The sequence below is a fragment of the uncultured Draconibacterium sp. genome (assembly GCF_913060805.1).
Lineage (GTDB): Bacteria > Bacteroidota > Bacteroidia > Bacteroidales > Prolixibacteraceae > Draconibacterium.
Map to the genome: position 1 here is coordinate 40,771 of NZ_CAJXTC010000032.1, position 18,281 is coordinate 59,051.

General features: G+C 36.9%; 16 protein-coding genes. 13 read left to right on the top strand and 3 right to left on the bottom strand.

Annotated features, from left to right (window positions below; translation table 11 throughout):
- The first annotated feature begins 104 nt into the window (after positions 1-104).
- Positions 105-299: a cysteine-rich CWC family protein gene (locus tag QZ576_RS17280; protein ID WP_297099309.1), complete on the top strand. Its 195-nt coding sequence runs from the start codon at positions 105-107 to the stop codon at positions 297-299.
- 173 nt (positions 300-472) lie between these two features.
- Here QZ576_RS17280 and QZ576_RS17285 read toward each other — a convergent pair whose 3' ends face one another.
- Entirely contained in the window at positions 473-802 is a 330-nt protein-coding gene (locus QZ576_RS17285) for a hypothetical protein (protein ID WP_297099311.1), read from the bottom strand.
- A 113-nt stretch (positions 803-915) separates the two neighbouring features.
- Here QZ576_RS17285 and QZ576_RS17290 point away from each other — a divergent pair, with 113 nt between their 5' ends.
- From QZ576_RS17290 to QZ576_RS17315, 6 genes are all read left to right on the top strand, one after another.
- The gene (locus QZ576_RS17290; protein ID WP_297099312.1) at positions 916-1,830 is read left to right on the top strand and encodes a WYL domain-containing protein; all 915 of its coding nucleotides are present in this window, start codon (positions 916-918) and stop codon (positions 1,828-1,830) included.
- A 119-nt stretch (positions 1,831-1,949) separates the two neighbouring features.
- The gene (locus QZ576_RS17295; protein WP_297099314.1) at positions 1,950-3,500 is read left to right on the top strand and encodes a leucine-rich repeat domain-containing protein; all 1,551 of its coding nucleotides are present in this window, start codon (positions 1,950-1,952) and stop codon (positions 3,498-3,500) included.
- 82 nt (positions 3,501-3,582) lie between these two features.
- A complete protein-coding gene (locus QZ576_RS17300; protein ID WP_297099317.1) occupies positions 3,583-4,431 on the top strand; it encodes a hypothetical protein in 849 nt (282 codons plus the stop codon).
- A 10-nt stretch (positions 4,432-4,441) separates the two neighbouring features.
- Positions 4,442-4,900 carry a hypothetical protein gene (locus QZ576_RS17305; RefSeq protein ID WP_297099319.1) on the top strand — a complete coding sequence of 153 codons (459 nt, stop codon included), beginning with the start codon at positions 4,442-4,444 and terminating at the stop codon, positions 4,898-4,900.
- Positions 4,901-5,126: 226 nt separating this feature from the next.
- Positions 5,127-5,873, top strand: coding sequence for a hypothetical protein (locus QZ576_RS17310; RefSeq protein WP_297099321.1), 747 nt, complete (start codon positions 5,127-5,129; stop codon positions 5,871-5,873).
- A gap of 37 nt (positions 5,874-5,910) precedes the next feature.
- The gene (locus QZ576_RS17315) at positions 5,911-6,753 is read left to right on the top strand and encodes a GIY-YIG nuclease family protein (RefSeq protein ID WP_297099323.1); all 843 of its coding nucleotides are present in this window, start codon (positions 5,911-5,913) and stop codon (positions 6,751-6,753) included.
- On the opposite strand, the gene QZ576_RS17320 is transcribed toward QZ576_RS17315, so the two are convergent.
- Complete coding sequence (locus tag QZ576_RS17320; RefSeq protein WP_297099325.1) at positions 6,748-7,206, bottom strand: hypothetical protein; 459 nt, start codon at positions 7,204-7,206, stop codon at positions 6,748-6,750. The genes QZ576_RS17315 and QZ576_RS17320 overlap by 6 nt on opposite strands.
- 160 nt (positions 7,207-7,366) lie before the next feature.
- On the opposite strand from QZ576_RS17320, the gene QZ576_RS17325 reads away from it, so the two are divergent.
- The 6 genes from QZ576_RS17325 to ltrA all read left to right on the top strand — a co-directional run bounded on the left by QZ576_RS17325 (position 7,367) and on the right by ltrA (position 16,640).
- Complete coding sequence (locus QZ576_RS17325; protein ID WP_297099327.1) at positions 7,367-9,346, top strand: DUF2779 domain-containing protein; 1,980 nt, start codon at positions 7,367-7,369, stop codon at positions 9,344-9,346.
- A gap of 874 nt (positions 9,347-10,220) precedes the next feature.
- Positions 10,221-10,628: a Fur family transcriptional regulator gene (locus QZ576_RS17330; RefSeq protein ID WP_297099330.1), complete on the top strand. Its 408-nt coding sequence runs from the start codon at positions 10,221-10,223 to the stop codon at positions 10,626-10,628.
- Between the two features lie 428 nt (positions 10,629-11,056).
- Positions 11,057-13,474 (top strand): TonB-dependent receptor, encoded by a 2,418-nt coding sequence (locus QZ576_RS17335; protein WP_297099331.1) that lies wholly within the window; start codon positions 11,057-11,059, stop codon positions 13,472-13,474.
- A gap of 28 nt (positions 13,475-13,502) precedes the next feature.
- Positions 13,503-13,934 (top strand): DUF4625 domain-containing protein, encoded by a 432-nt coding sequence (locus QZ576_RS17340; RefSeq protein ID WP_297099333.1) that lies wholly within the window; start codon positions 13,503-13,505, stop codon positions 13,932-13,934.
- A 64-nt stretch (positions 13,935-13,998) separates the two neighbouring features.
- A complete protein-coding gene (locus QZ576_RS17345; RefSeq protein ID WP_297099335.1) occupies positions 13,999-14,490 on the top strand; it encodes a DUF4625 domain-containing protein in 492 nt (163 codons plus the stop codon).
- Positions 14,491-15,344: 854 nt separating this feature from the next.
- Positions 15,345-16,640, top strand: a complete 1,296-nt coding sequence (ltrA, locus tag QZ576_RS17350) for a group II intron reverse transcriptase/maturase (RefSeq protein WP_297099337.1) — start codon at positions 15,345-15,347, stop codon at positions 16,638-16,640.
- Between the two features lie 99 nt (positions 16,641-16,739).
- Here ltrA and QZ576_RS17355 read toward each other — a convergent pair whose 3' ends face one another.
- Positions 16,740-17,405: a hypothetical protein gene (locus QZ576_RS17355; protein WP_297099339.1), complete on the bottom strand. Its 666-nt coding sequence runs from the start codon at positions 17,403-17,405 to the stop codon at positions 16,740-16,742.
- Positions 17,406-18,281 lie beyond the last annotated feature (876 nt).

The following is an 18,281-nucleotide window of genomic DNA, read 5'->3' on the forward strand; positions in this document are numbered from 1 at the left end:
TTTGCGAATATCAGGCTTTTGTTTTACTGTCAATTATTCTTTTTTCCAACTCAAATTGCAATGTTGTAAGAAATATTCATTTTTGTATTCCTAAAGTCCGGAAAATGATGGAACACAATCCGAAATACGAACCGCATGCCTGCGCAAAATGTGGCAACTTGCATACCTGCACCGGCAACTATCACTGCTGGTGTGCACAAGTAGATATGCCCGAAAAAGTGCGCGATTACATCATGGCTTGTTTCGATGGCTGCCTATGCCCCGACTGCATTGAGAAATTAAAAAGAACTATTATTTAGAAGATTAAAAAACAAACAATAAAAAAGCCTGATACTCTTGTCGAATATCAGGCTTTTGTTGTACCCCTAACGGTTCTTTTTTCCGAACCATTTCTTCGTGATTTGGAGTTGCTGTGGAGATTAAGAAAAACCATAAGATTTTGAATATTAACCTTGTGTGCTTCGGAGAGTAACTACTTATTCAGCGTTCTATTTGCAAGCCATAGCAAATACAAACCAACAAAGAAGACGATTGGTAGAAATATGCTGGAGTTTATTTGGATGGTTTTCTTCCAACCAAACAGACGTGTTTCTTCTTTAATGATTGCATAAGTTGCTTTTATATAATGGAAGGTACTGTCCATTTCCTGTTTTATAGTATCAATATCAGCACTTACTTTTTCAATATTCAAAGGTTCGAAATCTTGTGTGCTATTTTGTGAAAGTGCTATTATTGAAAGCAGAAACAGTAATAACAATATTGCTGATTTTTTCTTATATACTTTAATGCTTACTGTGCTCATTTGTTTTCCTTTCCGGCAAAACTATTGTAACAGAAAGACACACGCTGTCTTTAATGATGGTTTTATTTGAATTTGTGTAAATAGATTCACAATTTTGTTTTAAAGAATACGATATGTTTGATGAGATAAAAATCCAGCGACTAGAAACGTTTAAAACAGTTTTAAAAGGCGCAAAAGATGGTGTATTGAAATCAACACTTGCTGAAAAGTTGGGTTCTAATACAAAAACCATTGAACGTTATGTAAACGATTTACGAAGCTTTGGTATAGCCATTCAGTCGCTTGGCCGACCTGTATACTATAGCATTGATTACGATAACAGCGAAAGCCTGGAACTTTTCGAGTACATTCTAAACAACCAATTTTTATCGACACATCTTTTAAGCATTATAAACGAAAAAGACCAAAACAAACGGTTCTTACTCGACTATGTAGATTTTGAGCATCACCACGAATTCAGAGGAATCGACTATTTCGATAAATTGTTTAGTGCCATTACCAGTAGTAATTGCATAAGGTTTAGTTATAAAAGCTACTATTACAACAAAGAATTAAACGTTATTCTTAAACCCTTTTTAATTAAAGAATACAATTACCGCTGGTATGTTACCGGATTTAAAGATAACGGCGAAATTAGGATTTACGGCTTGGACAGGATAACATCGGAAATTAAATTTACCGGAGAACACTTTAAACTACCAGACGATTTTAACCGAAAAGAAATTTACGAAAACACAATTGGTGTAACTATTTCGAAAGAGCACGAAACCATCGAACCTGTTGAAATCGTTTTTGAAATCGACAGTACCATCGCCAACCATGCCGAAAGTTTAAAAATGCATCCTTCGCAAAAAATACTCGAAAGTGGCAACCCGGATACTATCCGGTTTTCAATTTATGCCCGTCCCAACTACGAACTTTGGCACACCTTTTTACAATATATTCCACACATCAAGATACTATCTCCTGCGCCTGTAAAAAGTTATTTTATTACGCTTCTACAAAAAACCGTCGAAAAGAATCAGTAAAACGATTGGGATAAAACTACACCTTTCAAAATAAAATTTACGCTTCCAAAAAGAGAGACAGTGTTTGTCTGCCTGTTCCTTTTCCTTTGCACAATAATAATTTATAAAGGAAAATGCCTATGAATAAAAACAGAATTTGGTGGAACAACCTGAATAATTCCTGGAAAAGAGAACTGATTGAAAATTTGCTGGAAAACCAAAAATATCAGCGTCAGAACATAAACAAAGACGATATTCTACATTTTGCCGAAGAATCGGATGCCATAATTGAGGACATTGAAAACTTAACCTGTGTGCATGTATCTGAAGAGGTTGTAGATAACCTGAAACCACTAAACTTCCTTAATAACATTAATGATTTTCGAATCAAACCACTCTTCTATAACGATGAGTTGCTTGACTACGACATTAAACACTATCCTAAACACCTGCGTGAGAAAGTACTTTTTTTAGAAGTAAAAGACACATACCTGGGTGACGATTTAACCATTTTACATGATTTCGTAAACCTTGAACATCTGGTATTTGTCAATTGCGAACTCCAATCTCTAGAAGGAATTCAGAAATTAACAAAACTCAAACGTGTTGACCTATCACAAAACCCTTTTACTGATTTAACTCCTTTAAAAAGACTCCAAATTCAGAAATTAAATATTAGCAGAACAAACGTAAGAGATACCAGTCCGCTAATATGCCACCCATCTATTGAATGGATTAATGTAGAAGGCCTCGACCTCGATATTCCCGATAACCGTAATTTTTTTAGTATCCCCAAACTAGAACTTATTGTATATACAGAGTACAATGAAGCACTATTCTTCGACGAAATTCTGATTAAAAACAACGCTCCTGATCCGAATCGGGAATGGTGGAAAGAACTATCGACAGAATGGAAAATTAGACTTATTTCAAATCTACTAGACACCGATGAGTACAAAGACTTTGGAATTGACATTGAGGGCTTATATCACTTAGTTGAAAATTCAAACAAATACTTGCCGTTTATTGCAAGCCTCGAAACAGTAAGAATCAATTCAGAATGGCTGAACGATTTAGCGCCATTAGACAACCTGAAAAAGCTTAAAAGAATTGAAATTGATTTTGATGAAAAAAGTAAGCAAAACGCGCACAAAATGTTAGCAAAATGTCCCTGTCACCTTCGCCCGAAAGTGAAAGTTATAAACTTAAACAAAGTTCCTTTCTCTGCTAATTTTACGCTTTTATCAAAATTTGAGAATCTTGAAAAACTATACATCGGAAATTGTGGTTTTACTTCCTTAACCGGATTAGAGAAGTTGAAACACCTGAAACATTTAGCTGCTTCCGGTAACTATTTTTCCGATTTACAACCTTTAGCATCTTTATCCTTAGAACTTTTAGATTTACAAGACACACCAGTAAAAGATTTAAGTGTCATCGAAAAAATGACAAGTCTCGAATTTCTGAATGTAAAATCGATAATCGGACTGATTAATTATTCAGCCATATTTTATTTGCCGTTTCTAAAGCTAGCCATTTCCTACGAAGTAATTAAAACAACGCGAACAAGTATCAAACGTCAACTACATCACGAAATATCAGAGAAATTGCAGAACAACAATATTATCAACCTGAATCCTGATGTTGTGCCCCATAAGCTTATAAAAAATTCTTCTTTCAATAAAAACTGACACAGACTTCACTTAGAAAGACAGTTCGTGTCGTTCTTCTGAAGTTTCTTTGTACACAAGATAATATTAACATGTTTTGCCTATGAACAGAAGTTGGTGGAAGAGTTTAAACGATGACTGGAAAAATGAGTTGATGAGTAACCTGTTGATTAACAATGACAATGGTTGCTTTTTTCCTGAGCTGATAACAATATTTCAAACAGATAAACTTTCGGACAGAAATATTGCTGCAATCCAGACTCTATCAGAAATCCATATTACAAGCCGGGTTTTATACGATTTATCGCCACTAAACAAATTAAGTAAGCTAAAACACCTTCATATTGAAGCTAAAGGAAACGATTATCCAGAAATAAAAGGCCTGTTAAAGATGATTCCTCATCATTTATCGGTCAAGGTAAATTCCGTGTTTTTCGAAGACATTACTATTGGCGAGGATTGTTCTGTTCTTTCCCGGTTTTATAATATTGAATCGCTGCATTTAAAAGCCTGCAACATAAAATCATTAAAAGGTATTCAGAATCTGAAGAAACTACAAACGCTGGCCATTCCTAATAACCAATTCCCTTTATATCTGCGTTACCTGGTTGGTTTGCCATTAAAAACGCTTATGCTGGAAAACACACCGATTAACAACTTAAATCCTCTCCACTTTATACGAACTTTAAATTGTTTAATGATTAGCTCACTCACCGATATTGCAGATTATTGGACTTTGTCGGGCTTACGAAAAATTGAACTTATTATTAACGGCGAATATGTTGAACAAACACTCAGTAATTTAGAAACCATTTTGAAGAAAGAGACCAAAGGTAAAGTTACAAACAGTTACAAACAGCAGTTGGCCGAAGTTGACATTGCCAATATTAATACCACATTGCTGCTTGATAACCTGCATACTTTTTTACCATTGCCAAACCGATACAATTAAACACAGAAATATGATAGTAATTAACGTATGCATAAACCAAAGCAGTGGAATGAATATTGCCGAAACCGAGAAGTTTATTAAAAAGATAAAGACTATGGGAGTTGAAAAATACGAGGTTGTTTTCACCGTTCCTAAGTTTTTAGAAGCTCTGGAAAAACACAAAAACAAGAAGGTTTTACTTTTTAGCAACTTTTCGCCCGACTATTTTTATAGAAAAAACGGTATTGAAGTAAACCATTATAACGAAGAACCAATGCCAGGTTGGCCGATAAAAGAATATGCCTTTAGTGCAGCTCTTTATTACCGCATTTGCCGCGAGTATTCATTTGTAGCCATTCATTTTATTACAGCAGCTTACACCAGCATGGTTCCCGATTCGCTTTTTTTTAGCATTACCGGAAATATACCAACTACTATAAAACGAAAACAGGATTGGACAAAACCGGGTATGAACTACGAGCTTTTTTGAGATTTTATTTAGAGGATAGAATAAAAGATTCTTTTAGTATGAAACGAACATGAATTTTCTTCATTCTAAATTCACAAAAAAGAATGATTAAAATTTATGTGAGTTCCTGAATGTCTTCAAATTTTTTGAACATTCAGAAACAAAAAATTTTTAACAGATGAAACATTGATTCCAAAACAAGATGAAAAGGCTATATTTATGTCTACAATACTGAACAAATTAACTTATGGAAATAAACTTTAGTTTTAATCGTAGCTTGGAAATAATAGATGAAGTCTCTACAACTTTTTCTGAATTTGAATCAAATTGCCCCACCATTGTTTTTTCAGATGAAATACCACCACTATTAGCAGGGAAAAATAATGAAATTGAAAAATTTCCTGTATGTGGACTATTGGGAGAATATTGCCTTAGAACAAAGAAAATAATAATTTATTTACAGGGAATAAACTTTGTTCACACCAAGTTAGGTTCTAATCCTCAAAGTTCGAAGCTTTATCAAAACTTATTAAAAATTGTTATTATCCACGAGTTAGGTCATTATTGGCATTACACATGCATGAATAAAAGCAATTATGAAGGTTCTATATGTGATGAAGAGTTTAGTGAATGGATTGCTCAAATGTTCACTATGTTTTGTTTGTCCAAATATAAAACGGCTACTGAAATTTTATTTAATCTTTCCAAGAATCAACCTGATATTTACAAATCATTTGTTGATTTTAAAATAATGTTTAAAGAACATTTCTATGAAATAGTTAGAGAACTTTGGTCTTCTTATCCATCGGAGATAACATTTTACTCCCCAGGGAATGAAACAATAAAATTTTTATTTTCACTTTATACCTTAAAGGAAGAAAATCAAAATAACATGATTGAGATACTTTCCAGCTTGGGTGATATATCATACAATTCAATTAAAGATAACAAGGATATAGAAATAATAAAAGACCGAGATTCATATAACATCTAATAAGGTATTCATTAACATTATTATAAAACAAATTAAAATGAAGGGATATTTTAAAAAAATTGACCGCTCAATAATGGAGTGGGGTTTTGTTATTCCAAAGGAATTTGTGAATGATTTTTTGAATGGTCAAATTTTAGCCGTTGGAGATAGCCGCGATATCGAATTGTTATGGAATAGAAAAAAATATTCAGCTAAAATTCGTCATAAAAAAGGAAAAAATCCACAATACCTCGTTCAATGGAGTTCAAACAATGAGCTTCTTAGCAAACTTAGAACAACTTTCGTTCAAAGCTATATTGTATTAAAATCTCAAAAAGAATTATTTGATAAAAATTCATCTAAAGAGGGGAAGCATTTTCGAACAAAATTAGCAGGTGGTCAGCAAGAAGTTATTGTTTTTACGCCAATAGGTGTCAACATAGTTAAAGTGGACGAGTTTATTGTAATTGAAAACGAATGGAATGAGTTGTTTAAACGACTCATTACCGAAAATGTATTTGGTTGGATATTTGAAAAAAATGACAAAGAGTATCTAATTCAGAGGAGTACAGATTGGATGGATGTTAGACACTTTCCAAGTCATCAAAATGCAGTAAATGTTATATATTATTTGGCTAATACAGAAAAGAAGTTATTGTATATAGGTAAAGCTAAAAACTTAGGTACGAGAGTGAAACCTGGCAGAAAACATCAAAATATGCCGGGAGATTGGGACCTATTTAAATATGATATTATTCGAATAGAATTTGCAAATATTCTGGAACGAATAGAAGACCATACTATAAGAACCGTTGCTTCAATCCTTAATAATCAAAAAGGATATTCAAGTTTAAACCTCAGCGAATATACATTGGTTAATGACAAATGGAAGAAATTATAGAGACAAATTTGTTCCCCTAAAATTAACCGGTTGATTCAAATCCATCTCAGCCTTAAACAATATCCCCTTTTCAGTCAACCCAACAACTTTAGGCTCTTTATCGCCTGTGTAGGTTTTGGTATAAATCAGTTCTTCTTCCAATAATTCGTCAATTATCTGGTCGAAATACAAGCGGTGTGCCGGTGCAAGCATGGAATGTAATAACGATTTATACGAAGGAACGGTGGTGTAATTGTTCCAGCCTTCGCTTATTTCGCAATTGGTGCTGTTATAAAGTTGCGATACAATTAATTCCTTGGCTTGCTGGATTATCGCATCTTTTAGCATTTTCTGTGGGGTTATAAGGTATTTTTCCTGGAGGTAAATTTTCAGTTCGCTTTCAACTTGTTCTGTCGTAATTTCGCGTTCTTTTACAACCTCCTGAATAATTTCATTTAATTCTTTTTCTTTCATAATCTTTAAAATTGCTTTTGTTGTGTAAAAATGAGGCTTTAGTACGACACGGAGTGTCTCCAATATGCTGCGTTCCGTATTTTGCTGAAATAATTGGTTGCATTCTCAATCAAAGTAAAGTATTTGCTACATTTAAAACTTTAAAAACCGTTTACACATCATGCGCTACCTTACCAAATCGAGATTTAAGTTGGCTGAAGAGTGCCCCACCAAACTTTACTATACACGCAAAAAGGAATATCCCGATAAAAGTGTCGAAGACCCCTTTTTAGCAGCTCTTGCAGAAGGAGGTTTCCAGGTAGGAGAACTGGCCAAATGTTATTTTCCCGGAGGAATCGATATAAAATCATTGGATTACAACGAAGTTTTGGAACAAACAAATGCCTTGTTAACCAACGAAAACGCTATTATTTACGAGGCAGCAATTCGATACAAAAACCTGTTTATCCGGGCCGATGTTTTAGTGAAACAGGGGAACAAATTTTACCTGCACGAAGTAAAAGCCAAATCGTGCGACTTTGATGATGAAACCGGTTTTTTAAGTACAAAAGGATTTCTGGCACCGGCGTGGAAACCTTATGTACACGATGTAGCTTTTCAGAAATACGTTTTAACACGGGCATTTCCGCAAATGCAGGTTTTTTCTTACCTCATGTTGGTCGATAAAACCAAAACGGCAACTGCTAACGGTTTAAATCAGAAATTTCAGCTAACTAAAAACGACACAGGCAGAACCGAGATAAACGTAACAGGAGATACGAGTTTACAGGCACTTGGCGAAAAATTACTGATTTCGATTAACGTCGATAATTTGGTTTCGAAAATATGGAGCGGAAGCGCTTCTAAAACTCCACCGGCAATTTCTTTCGAAAAATCAATTCTTCATTTTGCCACCAACTACGAAACTGATACTAAAATTGATTCACCCATAACACCAGATTGCTGGAAATGCCAGTTTACTTGTACACCGGAAGAAGAGGCCAGCGGTTTAAAATCGGGTTTTAAAGAGTGTTTGCAAAATAGATTGGGGTGGAACGATGCACAATTTATGCTTCCTACAGTAATTGAAGTTTGGGATAATCGCAGTAAAAAGAAGCTTTTCGAGAATGGCAAAATTTTTATGCACCAGCTCAGCGAAAACGACCTAAAAGATAGTGCGGGTGGTACAACTCTTTCACGCACCGAACGGCAGTGGTTACAGGTGAATAGAACAGTGAATAAAGACAATACTGCCTACCTGGATAAAGTTGGTTTAAAAGACTTAATGGACTCGTTTGCTTATCCGTTGCATTTTATCGATTTTGAAACCTCGATGGTGGCCATTCCTTTTAATGCAGGCAGAAAACCTTATGAACAAACCGCGTTTCAGTTTTCACATCATACAATGGATGCAGATGGAAATGTAAAACATGCCGGACAGTTTCTTTTTACCGAAAAGGGCAAATTTCCCAACTACGATTTTTTAAGGTCATTAAAAAAAGAACTGGAACAGGATGAAGGCACTATTTTTCGCTATGCTGCTCATGAAAACACCGTGCTTAACCAGATTTATATCCAGCTCATAAACGATGATTCTATATCTGCGACTGAGAAGGAAGAACTTAAATCTTTTATTCGGGAAATTACCACTTCTTCAAATCAACTGGCAGAACAATGGGAGGGTCCCCGAAAAATGGTGGATATGCTTCAATTGGTTAAAGAATATTACTACGACCCATTAATGAAAGGGTCAAATTCCATAAAGGTTGTCCTGCCTACCATTTTGCAAACTTCAGACTACATTCACGACAAATACAGCCAGGCGATTTATGGTAAAAATTCAGCAATAAAAAGTCTAAATTTTGAAGACGATTGGATTTGGATTCAAAAAGATGCTAATGGAAAAACAATAAATCCATACAAGCTGCTACCCGCACTTTTCGAAGGTGTTGAGCGTACCGAGGACTTTTTAACTGATAGTGCCTATTTAGCCGATGGCGGTGCTGCAATGACTGCCTATATGAAAATGCAGTTCTCGAATATGACAAAGGAAGAACGCGAAGCATTAATACACGGATTACTTCGCTACTGTGAACTGGACACTCTTGCAATGGTGATGATTTTTGAAGCCTGGAGGGAGTGGATAAAAGAAAGTGATTAAAAACATCGAACCACTTCTTCAAAAATCATACAGGCTGTATTCTAATAAGTTATGGAAAATAAAAAAGGAGAAAACAGATAAAAATTCTGATTTCTCCTCGTTAGTACCCGGGGCGGGAATCGAACCCGCCTATCTGATATTCAAAGCTTGTTATACGCTGTTTTTCAGGACAAATATATAAAATATTTCAATCTTTTTGGTGGGACTTTTGGTGGGAGTTTTAATTGTCCGTTAGAGATAATATATTTCTCGAACATCGTCTTTCTCCGTTGTTAATAATTTTGGATAATCAATACTTTGCATACATTTAACTGCACTTTAATCCATCATTAGTTATAACATTTAAGTCTTTGTAAATTAATGCATAATTTTCAGGGCGAACATTGTATTCTTTTTGGGGTTTTAATGCAAAAACATTTAGTGATAGAATTACCAATAATATGGATAAAGTTTGTTTCATAATTCTTTATTTATTCTACAGTATTTGAGTCAGTTTATTTTTGTGCATAACGGTCACTTGTATGTTTATACTGTGGAGGACGGGCTATTATCTTGTCAAGTTAAGCATAACGTTGATGCGAGCCGAGACTTTGAGAATTTACACGAAAACCACAGTTAAATATACAAATTGTTAGCGTTTCGTTGTTTATTTTCAGTCAACTTGCTTTGAAATTAAATCTTTAACTATCATCTCCTGGTGGGAGGGGTGGAAAGGCTCTTTGGTAAAATTAGGATGCAGAGTTGGCTTTTGTGAGTTTTACCAATGTGCCTTTTAGCGGGGGTATGAGACGCTTTTAATAAATCTTTTCTTCTTATTTTTTAATAAATCATTTTACATTTGCAACATTGTTGCATTTGAAATATATTTGCACCGATGAAAGCAATTGATATATTAACTACAAATAAATTAAAAAGAACCAGTTGTCGCGAGGGAATTATTGAAATTGTCATGAATGCCGGGCAAGCTCTCTCGGAAAACGAAATAAGGGAAAGGTTAGCTGGCAACTATGACAGAACAACTTTCTACCGGTCGTTTAAAACACTTGAAGAGCACCACATTATTCACAAAATTGTAGTGGACAACCAATTGGTAAAATATGCACTTGATAATTCGGTTACCAACAAATACGAGCATGCACATTTTTATTGTGGGAAATGCAATACAGTTAGGTGCTTGGATGATGTTCCTGTACAAAATTATCAGCTACCGAAAGGCTATTCGAACAAAGAAACTGAAGTAATAATAAAAGGAACGTGCCCAAGCTGTGAAAATCAGGAATGAGAAATGCCTGGATTAAAAAAACATATCGCAATACTTTTGTTTGGAATTTTCTTTTTTCCGATTGCATACCAGCCATGGCATGTGTTTGTACATCAATCACAAAAGTCACATTGTAACCACGGTTGCTCTTATTCAAATCACGAGCATTCATCGGAATTAGAGGTTTGCAAAAATAACCAAGGCATAAATGTTACACCGGAGAAGGAAGAACCTTGCCCCATTTGCGAATATCATTTCCCTTTAAATGTTGTACCGGAGGTTTTCTTTTACAAATGCAACCAAGCAGATATTGAGAACTCATTAGTAGAACTGAAAATTAGACCTCCTTCTCGACAGATTGTTTCAATAAAATCCCCCAGAGCACCACCTGTCCTTGCTTAAAACCAATCAGATTTTAGTTTTTGGAAGTTTAATCTCAATAGTTTTATATGAGCAAATTTTTCATGCTCTTTTTATGCTTTAGCATTTTTTATAATTTGACGTTCGGACAAAACTACTATGTGCTTAATGGTGTAGTTGTCGATGAAAACAACGAAGCTTTAGCTGGTGCTTTAGTGGTATTGCATCCCTCAAAAAAAGGTGCTGTAACTGATGAATTGGGCAAATTCACCATTTCAGAATTACAAGCTGACAATTATGTAATTGAAATATCTTTTATCGGTTACAATACTTATACCGACTCACTTGAAATAATTAGTAATCAAACTTTTAATGCCCAACTTCAGGTTGCAAATCTTAACTTGCATGAGGTGATAATTACCGATAATTATGTTGAAAAGAGAAAAAAGGAGGAATCGCTGAACATTGAGATTGTAAACGACAATTACCTGAAACAAAATCTTGGTGGTAGCTTGATGAACTCGCTGGAGAGGTTGCCCGGTGTTTCAACTTTAGACATTGGCTCAGGGCAGTCTAAGCCAGTAATTCGCGGGCTTGGTTTTAACCGTGTGGTTGTGGTTGAAAACAACATAAAACACGAAGCACAGCAATGGGGCTCTGACCACGGACTTGAAATTGACCAGTATGCAGTTGATAATGTTGAAATTATTAAAGGTCCGTCTTCTTTGATGTATGGTTCCGATGCTATTGGTGGTGTAATTGACATGAAAAACAGGATTTTGCCAACAAAAAATTCGTTTGGTGGGGCTGTTAATTTAACAGGAAAATCAAACAATGACCTGTTAGGAACCTCGCTTTCATTGTACGGTAGGAAGGATTGGTTTTTTGTCAATCTCAGGACAACCTTTATCGATTATGGCGATTACAAAGTGCCAACCGATAGCGTGGATATTTACTCCTATCGTGCGGCTTTATATAAAAACCATTTGCGCAATACTGCCGGATACGAAAAAAACGTGCATTTAAATTTTGGAATAATTCAAAACGGTTTTCAAAGTAGATTTTATGTAAGCTCGGTAAACAGCAAAAGTGGATTTTTTGCCAATGCACATGGATTAGAGCCTCGGAACGTGGATACCGAATTGCACGATAAATCGAGTCGCGATGTTAACTATCCGTATCATAAGGTGAATCATTTTAAGGTAATCAATACAACACAATACCAGTGGGAAAAATCGAAGCTGGAATTCGATTTGGGTTTTCAACGCAATTTCCGTCAGGAGAGAAGTCAATATGTAAGCCATGGTTATATGCCACCAGTTTTCCCCGATACCCTTGATTTCGATTCCGACCTCGAACGTGAGTTTGATAAGTTTGTGTACTCAGGAAATTTAAAATTGTATCATCAGTTTAGCGAAAAAACCAAACTGGTTTTTGGAATGAACAGCGAATTCCAGAACAACCGGATTGATGGGCGAGGATTTATTATCCCGGCTTACAAACAGTATACAGTGGGTGGTTTTGTTTTTGCCCGGCACAATTTTTCGTTAAAAAGCGGGATTCAGTTGGGTTTGCGTTACGACTATGGCAATATAAAAATTGTTGATTATTATGACTGGTTTCCATCACCAGTAAAAGAAAATGGTAATAAACCAGAAGAATACCTGCAACGGGCAGAAAGTATCAACCGTAATTTTTCAAATATTTCATGGTCGGTGGGTTACAATTTTAACCCTGAAAACTGGTCGATTAAAGCCAATGTCGGAAAAAGTTTCAGAATGCCCATTGCCAAAGAGTTGGCTGCAAATGGTGTTAATTATCACAGTTTTAGCTACGAAGTTGGCGATTCTGAACTTTCGCCTGAAATATCCTATCAGTTTGATGCGGGTTTGGAATACCATTCGAAGAAATTGGCAATTGGAGCAACCCCTTTTGTAAACTACTTTTCGAATTACACTTATTTAAATCCAACTGCTGAGCACGATAGGCTTTACGGTAACGGGAACCAGGTTTTTTATTACACCGAAAGCGAGGTTATTCGATATGGAGGCGAAATTCACGCCCACTACGAACTATTGAAAAATGTTCAGCTTGGGATAATTGGCGAATATGTTTATTCCGAACAATTATCTGGCGAGAAAAAAGGTTTCACCTTACCTTTTTCGCCACCGGCTTCAGCCATTTTCAATGTAAAATACCAGAAAAGAAAACTTGAGTTTATTAAAAACGCATACTTTTCTTTCGACTACAGAATTACAGCTTCTCAAAACAATATTGTCCCACCCGAAGAACCAACAGATGGTTTTCAATTAATAAATATTGGCTTTGGTGGCGATTTTTCAATGGGAAAACAAAACGTAAACATTTCAATGCAGGTGCAAAACCTGTTAAACACAAAGTATTTTAATCACACCAGCTATTACCGGCTGATAAACGTACCTGAACCGGGAAGGAATTTTATTGTGAATATTTCCATCCCGTTCTCAGGAAAATTTGAACATCAATAATTATGCATAAAAAATAAAAATTATCGTTATGAAAACAAAAGCATTTTTTACATTTTTAGTAATTACAGTTATTTTCTTTGCAGCATGTCAAAAAGACCCTTCACCACCCGTAATTACCATATTAGAACTTGGTGACGGCGATACTCATGGCAATGACCATACTGCAAAAATTGGCGGTGACCTTCACATGGAAGTTGAGGTTGTTGCAGAGGGAAAAATCGATAAAATACAGGTACGGGTTCACCCCGAGGGCGAACATCAAGAGGAGGGTGAACATGAAGAATGGGAAATCGATACTACTTATACAAAGTTTTCAGGATTAAAAAACACAACTTTTCATGAACACCTGGAAATTGACCTCTCTGCCGAGCCGGGCGATTATCATTTTGATTTTATTGTTACCGATATGGAAGGTAACCAGTCGGATGCGGAAGCTGATTTGAAAATTATCGAAGAGTAGTATCATTAATTAACAAAAGTCTGGCAGGTGTTTGATTCTGCCAGACTTTTATAACACAGTGAATATGAATAAAATTAATCTATTGCAATTATTCGCTTTTTTCATTTTGGTTTCTACTGCCTGTAGCGATGAAAGCGGTATTGATACTGAAAAACCAACTATCGACATAAGTTTTGTCGGTGCATTTCCAACAAATTGCGACACCATTTATTTTGGTGAAACTTTTGAGTTAAAACTACAATTTTCAGACAATATTGAACTGGGGTCATTTAGTATTGATATCCATAATAATTTCGACCATCATTCGCACAGCACTGAGGTTACAGAATGCAACCTTAATCCGAAGAAAGACCCTGTTAATCCCTTTGTTTTTATCGACGATTATCCGATTCCATCCGAATTAAAAGAATACACAACGAACAATTCGATTTCTGTTCCGACCGGAAATGGTAATGGCAAATTTGATGATGGCGATTATCATTTTTACATCAGTCTTACGGATAAAGAAGGCTGGTCAACTCAAAAAGGATTAAGTATAAAAATGATTCACAGATAAAATCAGGTGCGTTGGCATGAAAGCATGTGTGTGGCTGCGAAGGTACGATTGCAGGGAAGGGCAGCCATACTCTTGCTTTTGTGGGCTGGATTATTCATTTTTCTATGTTTTATCAACAATCTTTTTAGTCAAAAGGTTAATTACTTGTCTCTTTTACAATGAACGCTAACGGTTTGTACATGTTGTCGGGGCGGATTTCGGAGAGCGTTCCTGTCCGAAGGACACGGAATTGCGAAACGAGAATCCGCAGTTGGCGTACCACCGAACCCGCCCTGCAATATGTACTTTGTGTGTGCCCAGCATGAGCATGTGCACACTTTACTGTAAGCTCTGAAAAAATGTTTAAAATACAAATTTTTATTGTTAAACGTTAAAGTGTGCATGAGATTATTCCAGAGGGTGTAAGTCCCTTATGCGCCATCCGCCAGCTGGCGGCCGGAAGCATTAGCAAGTGGCAAGTTGGTTGCGGGTAACTGCAGCAGTGAAGGAAGCCAACCGGCAAACTCCGGTACTGACGAACAGGAACGGCATACGAGGCTACTGAAACATGGACAAGCAAGCACATCATTGTAACGTCCTATAAACTTCGGTTATGTTCGGTAGTAGATGTCGCAGGAATTGGAGGAAGGAAGATGCTCTTACCTGGGGAGATCCTGATGTCCGCCAGCTGGCTGGCCGTCAGGAAGTCAGCAGAAGCCATAGTAGGGTCAGGAAACGAGCCGTCAGAAAACGGCGGAGGTCTCACCGATGAACTGAAGGGCTGAACGCATGAGTTGGCCCAAATGCTGTAAGGAAGCTTTTCGAAAGATTCTAGCCTTACAATAAGCGGGACAGGGAAACAAATGAGAATTAAAATGATTGAACAAATTCTATCGCGGAAAAACCTGTTACAGGCTATGTACAAAGTCCAGCAGAACCACGGTTCGGCAGGAGTTGACCACATGCCGGTAACTCGGCTATCAGAGCTACTTGCCATCGACAAGGAAGAACTGACAGCCAGGGTTCGAAGCGGGAAGTATTTGCCACAAGCCATTTTAGGAGTAGAGATTCCGAAAGGAAAAGGGAAAACCCGCTTACTGGGGATTCCCACTGTTACCGATCGCCTGTTACAACAGGCAGTCTTACAAGTGATCACAGCACGATTCGAGTATGAGTTTTCTGATTCCAGCTTTGGATTTCGTCCCAACCGGAGCGTGCAACAGGCAGTGCAAAAAGCACAGGGATACATCAACGAAGGGTTTCAGCATATCGTGGATATCGATCTGAAAACTTTCTTCGACGAAGTAAACCACTGCTACCTTCTGCAACTGCTTTACCGCAAAATCAAGTGCCGCGAAACGATGCTCCTGATCCGCAAATGGCTGCGTTCCCCGATACAAATTAAAGGGAAACTGGTCAAACGCAGAAAAGGAGTGCCACAGGGAAGCCCAATAAGTCCGCTACTGTCAAACATCATGCTACATGAACTCGACCGGGAACTGGAACGGCAAGGCTTTCGATTTGTTCGTTATGCTGATGACTTTAGTATTTACCTAAAAACTAAAACATCTGCACGAAAAGTAGGCAACAATATCTATCGTTTTCTGAAACGAAAACTGAAGTTGCCCATCAACCGGGAGAAAAGCGGCATCCGTCGCCCTGTACATTTTACCATTCTCGGTTTTGGCTTTGTGCCAACCTACCGGAAAGGTGAACGCGGAAAGTATCAACTGGTAGTATCAGAAAAGAGCTGGAGCAGTTTAAAGTACAAACTTAAATCCATCACCCGCAAAACCACCCCGATGAGTTTCGACGAGCGTATCGAAAAACTGGTCGAGGTTCAGCGCGGCTGGATCAATGCTTTCCGTATGGCAAGCATACAGATCAAACTCGCTGCCCTTGACGGGTGGCTTCGCAACCGTCTCCGTTACTGTATTTGGCATCACTGGAAGAAGCCAGAACGGAAAAGGAAAAACCTGATTCGTTTAGGCGTTGATCCGGAAAAAGCCTATCAATGGAGCCGATCGCGAATGGGTGGCTGGGCTATTGCCCAAAGCCCAATTCTTGGTACTACAATTACTGTTGATCGGTTGAAAATGCGGGGTTACGTTCCTTTGCTGGATCTTTACAACGAGGTGAAACCAAAATCACTGTTGTTTCCTATGACTTAGCGAACCGCCATATACGAGACCCGTACGTACGGTGGTGTGAGAGGTTCTCCGGTAGGCTTTACAGCCTATCGGCTACCTACTCGATTAGGCACTGGCGTTTTATTCTTTTTTTATAAAATTGTCAAACATCGCTTGTAATGAATTAGTCAGTTCTTCTAATTCAATCCTTATTTTGTTTAAATTGTCAATAGGTGTTGGGAAATAATATCTTTGCTCAAAATCAGCAGAAATCTGATATTCGAATTCTCCTCGCTTAATAACATTCTTTATTTTCGGTGGGATAGAACCAAGTTGGTCCTTTAATGAGAAAATTCTTTCGATAATTATATCCGCCTCGTTATCTAAAAATTTCCGAACAGTCAAATTATTTTCTATGGACAATTCAAAGTCAAAATTTTGATTGAGATAGAGTTCAATTTTATCAATGATTTCATATGAAGCCGAATCATTTTTTCCACTCCAAATTTGTCTAACAGTTGAATCTGTAACACCAATGATTCTTGCAACTTGTGGCGATTTCAAATGACCTACATATTTTTGTAGACCATTACGAATCCTTAAAGTTTTTTCGCGTCTGTCACTCAAAATGACAGTTTCCATTCTTAATATTTCTTCATTTGATGGTCTCCCATGAAGGTATTCTTTTATTGATTCAACAGGAATTTGGGCAATATAAAAGAGAATCTGTCTCGCTTTCAATTGGCGTCTAAGATGATTCCATTTGTTCGTCAAATGCTTGTCATCTTTATTTTGGTCTTCTTTCATAAGTTTATGCTTTTAGGTAACTTCATTCACGCTTGTGCCTAACGTAAAGTGCATGTTTGCGTACAAAGTGCCAGCCTTAATGTTTGTACCGGCCTGTCAGTATGAAATATGCACATTGTTGTGTTTATGTTGTTTGCTACCACCGCCTGTTCCTCTCCCAACAACAGTAGTTGTGAAAACAGTCCGCTTATAAGAACTAAGATTAAACAGCCACTTTAAGATACAGCTGATTAAATTTATATCCGTATAAGTTTTGCCGGCTGCATTGCCAGTATTTTAGGTATTAACGGTTTAAAATTTTTTCTTTTTTAGTGTTTATGGTTTTTCTAAATTTTAAATGATTTTATCTATTCAAAACTCCTCTAAAACTAACTATATTTTTTGAATTTATGTAAAATGTTTTTTCTTTCATCCATTGAAAATCATAAAGTTCGCAAATCACAAAACTTGACTTTGTCATCGAAATTCCCGAACTTCGCTTCAGTCGTTGCAGACGTTGATTACGTCAAGAAGCCAGCTTCAACGGTACTCTGCCGTTACAACGACTGGATTCAAATGCCGTTTAGGCATTTTTTATTTTCAATACCTTTTAAAGAACATTTTACCAAGCCTGAAAACCTGTAATCGTGGCTGTTTTTTAAGCCGCCTGGTTTCACAATTAAACACAACGGTTGGTACATGTTGTCGGGGCGGATTTCGAAGAGCGTTCCTGTCCGAAGGACACGGAACTGCGAAACGAGCCCCGAAGCTTCGGAGCGCAGTTGGCGTACCACCGAACCCCGCCCTGCAATATGTACCGTGTTGAACGAAACCTAAAGGTAGCTAAAGTGCTCAGGCTCGAGTACCTTTAGGTTGCTAATCATAAAATTCGTTATT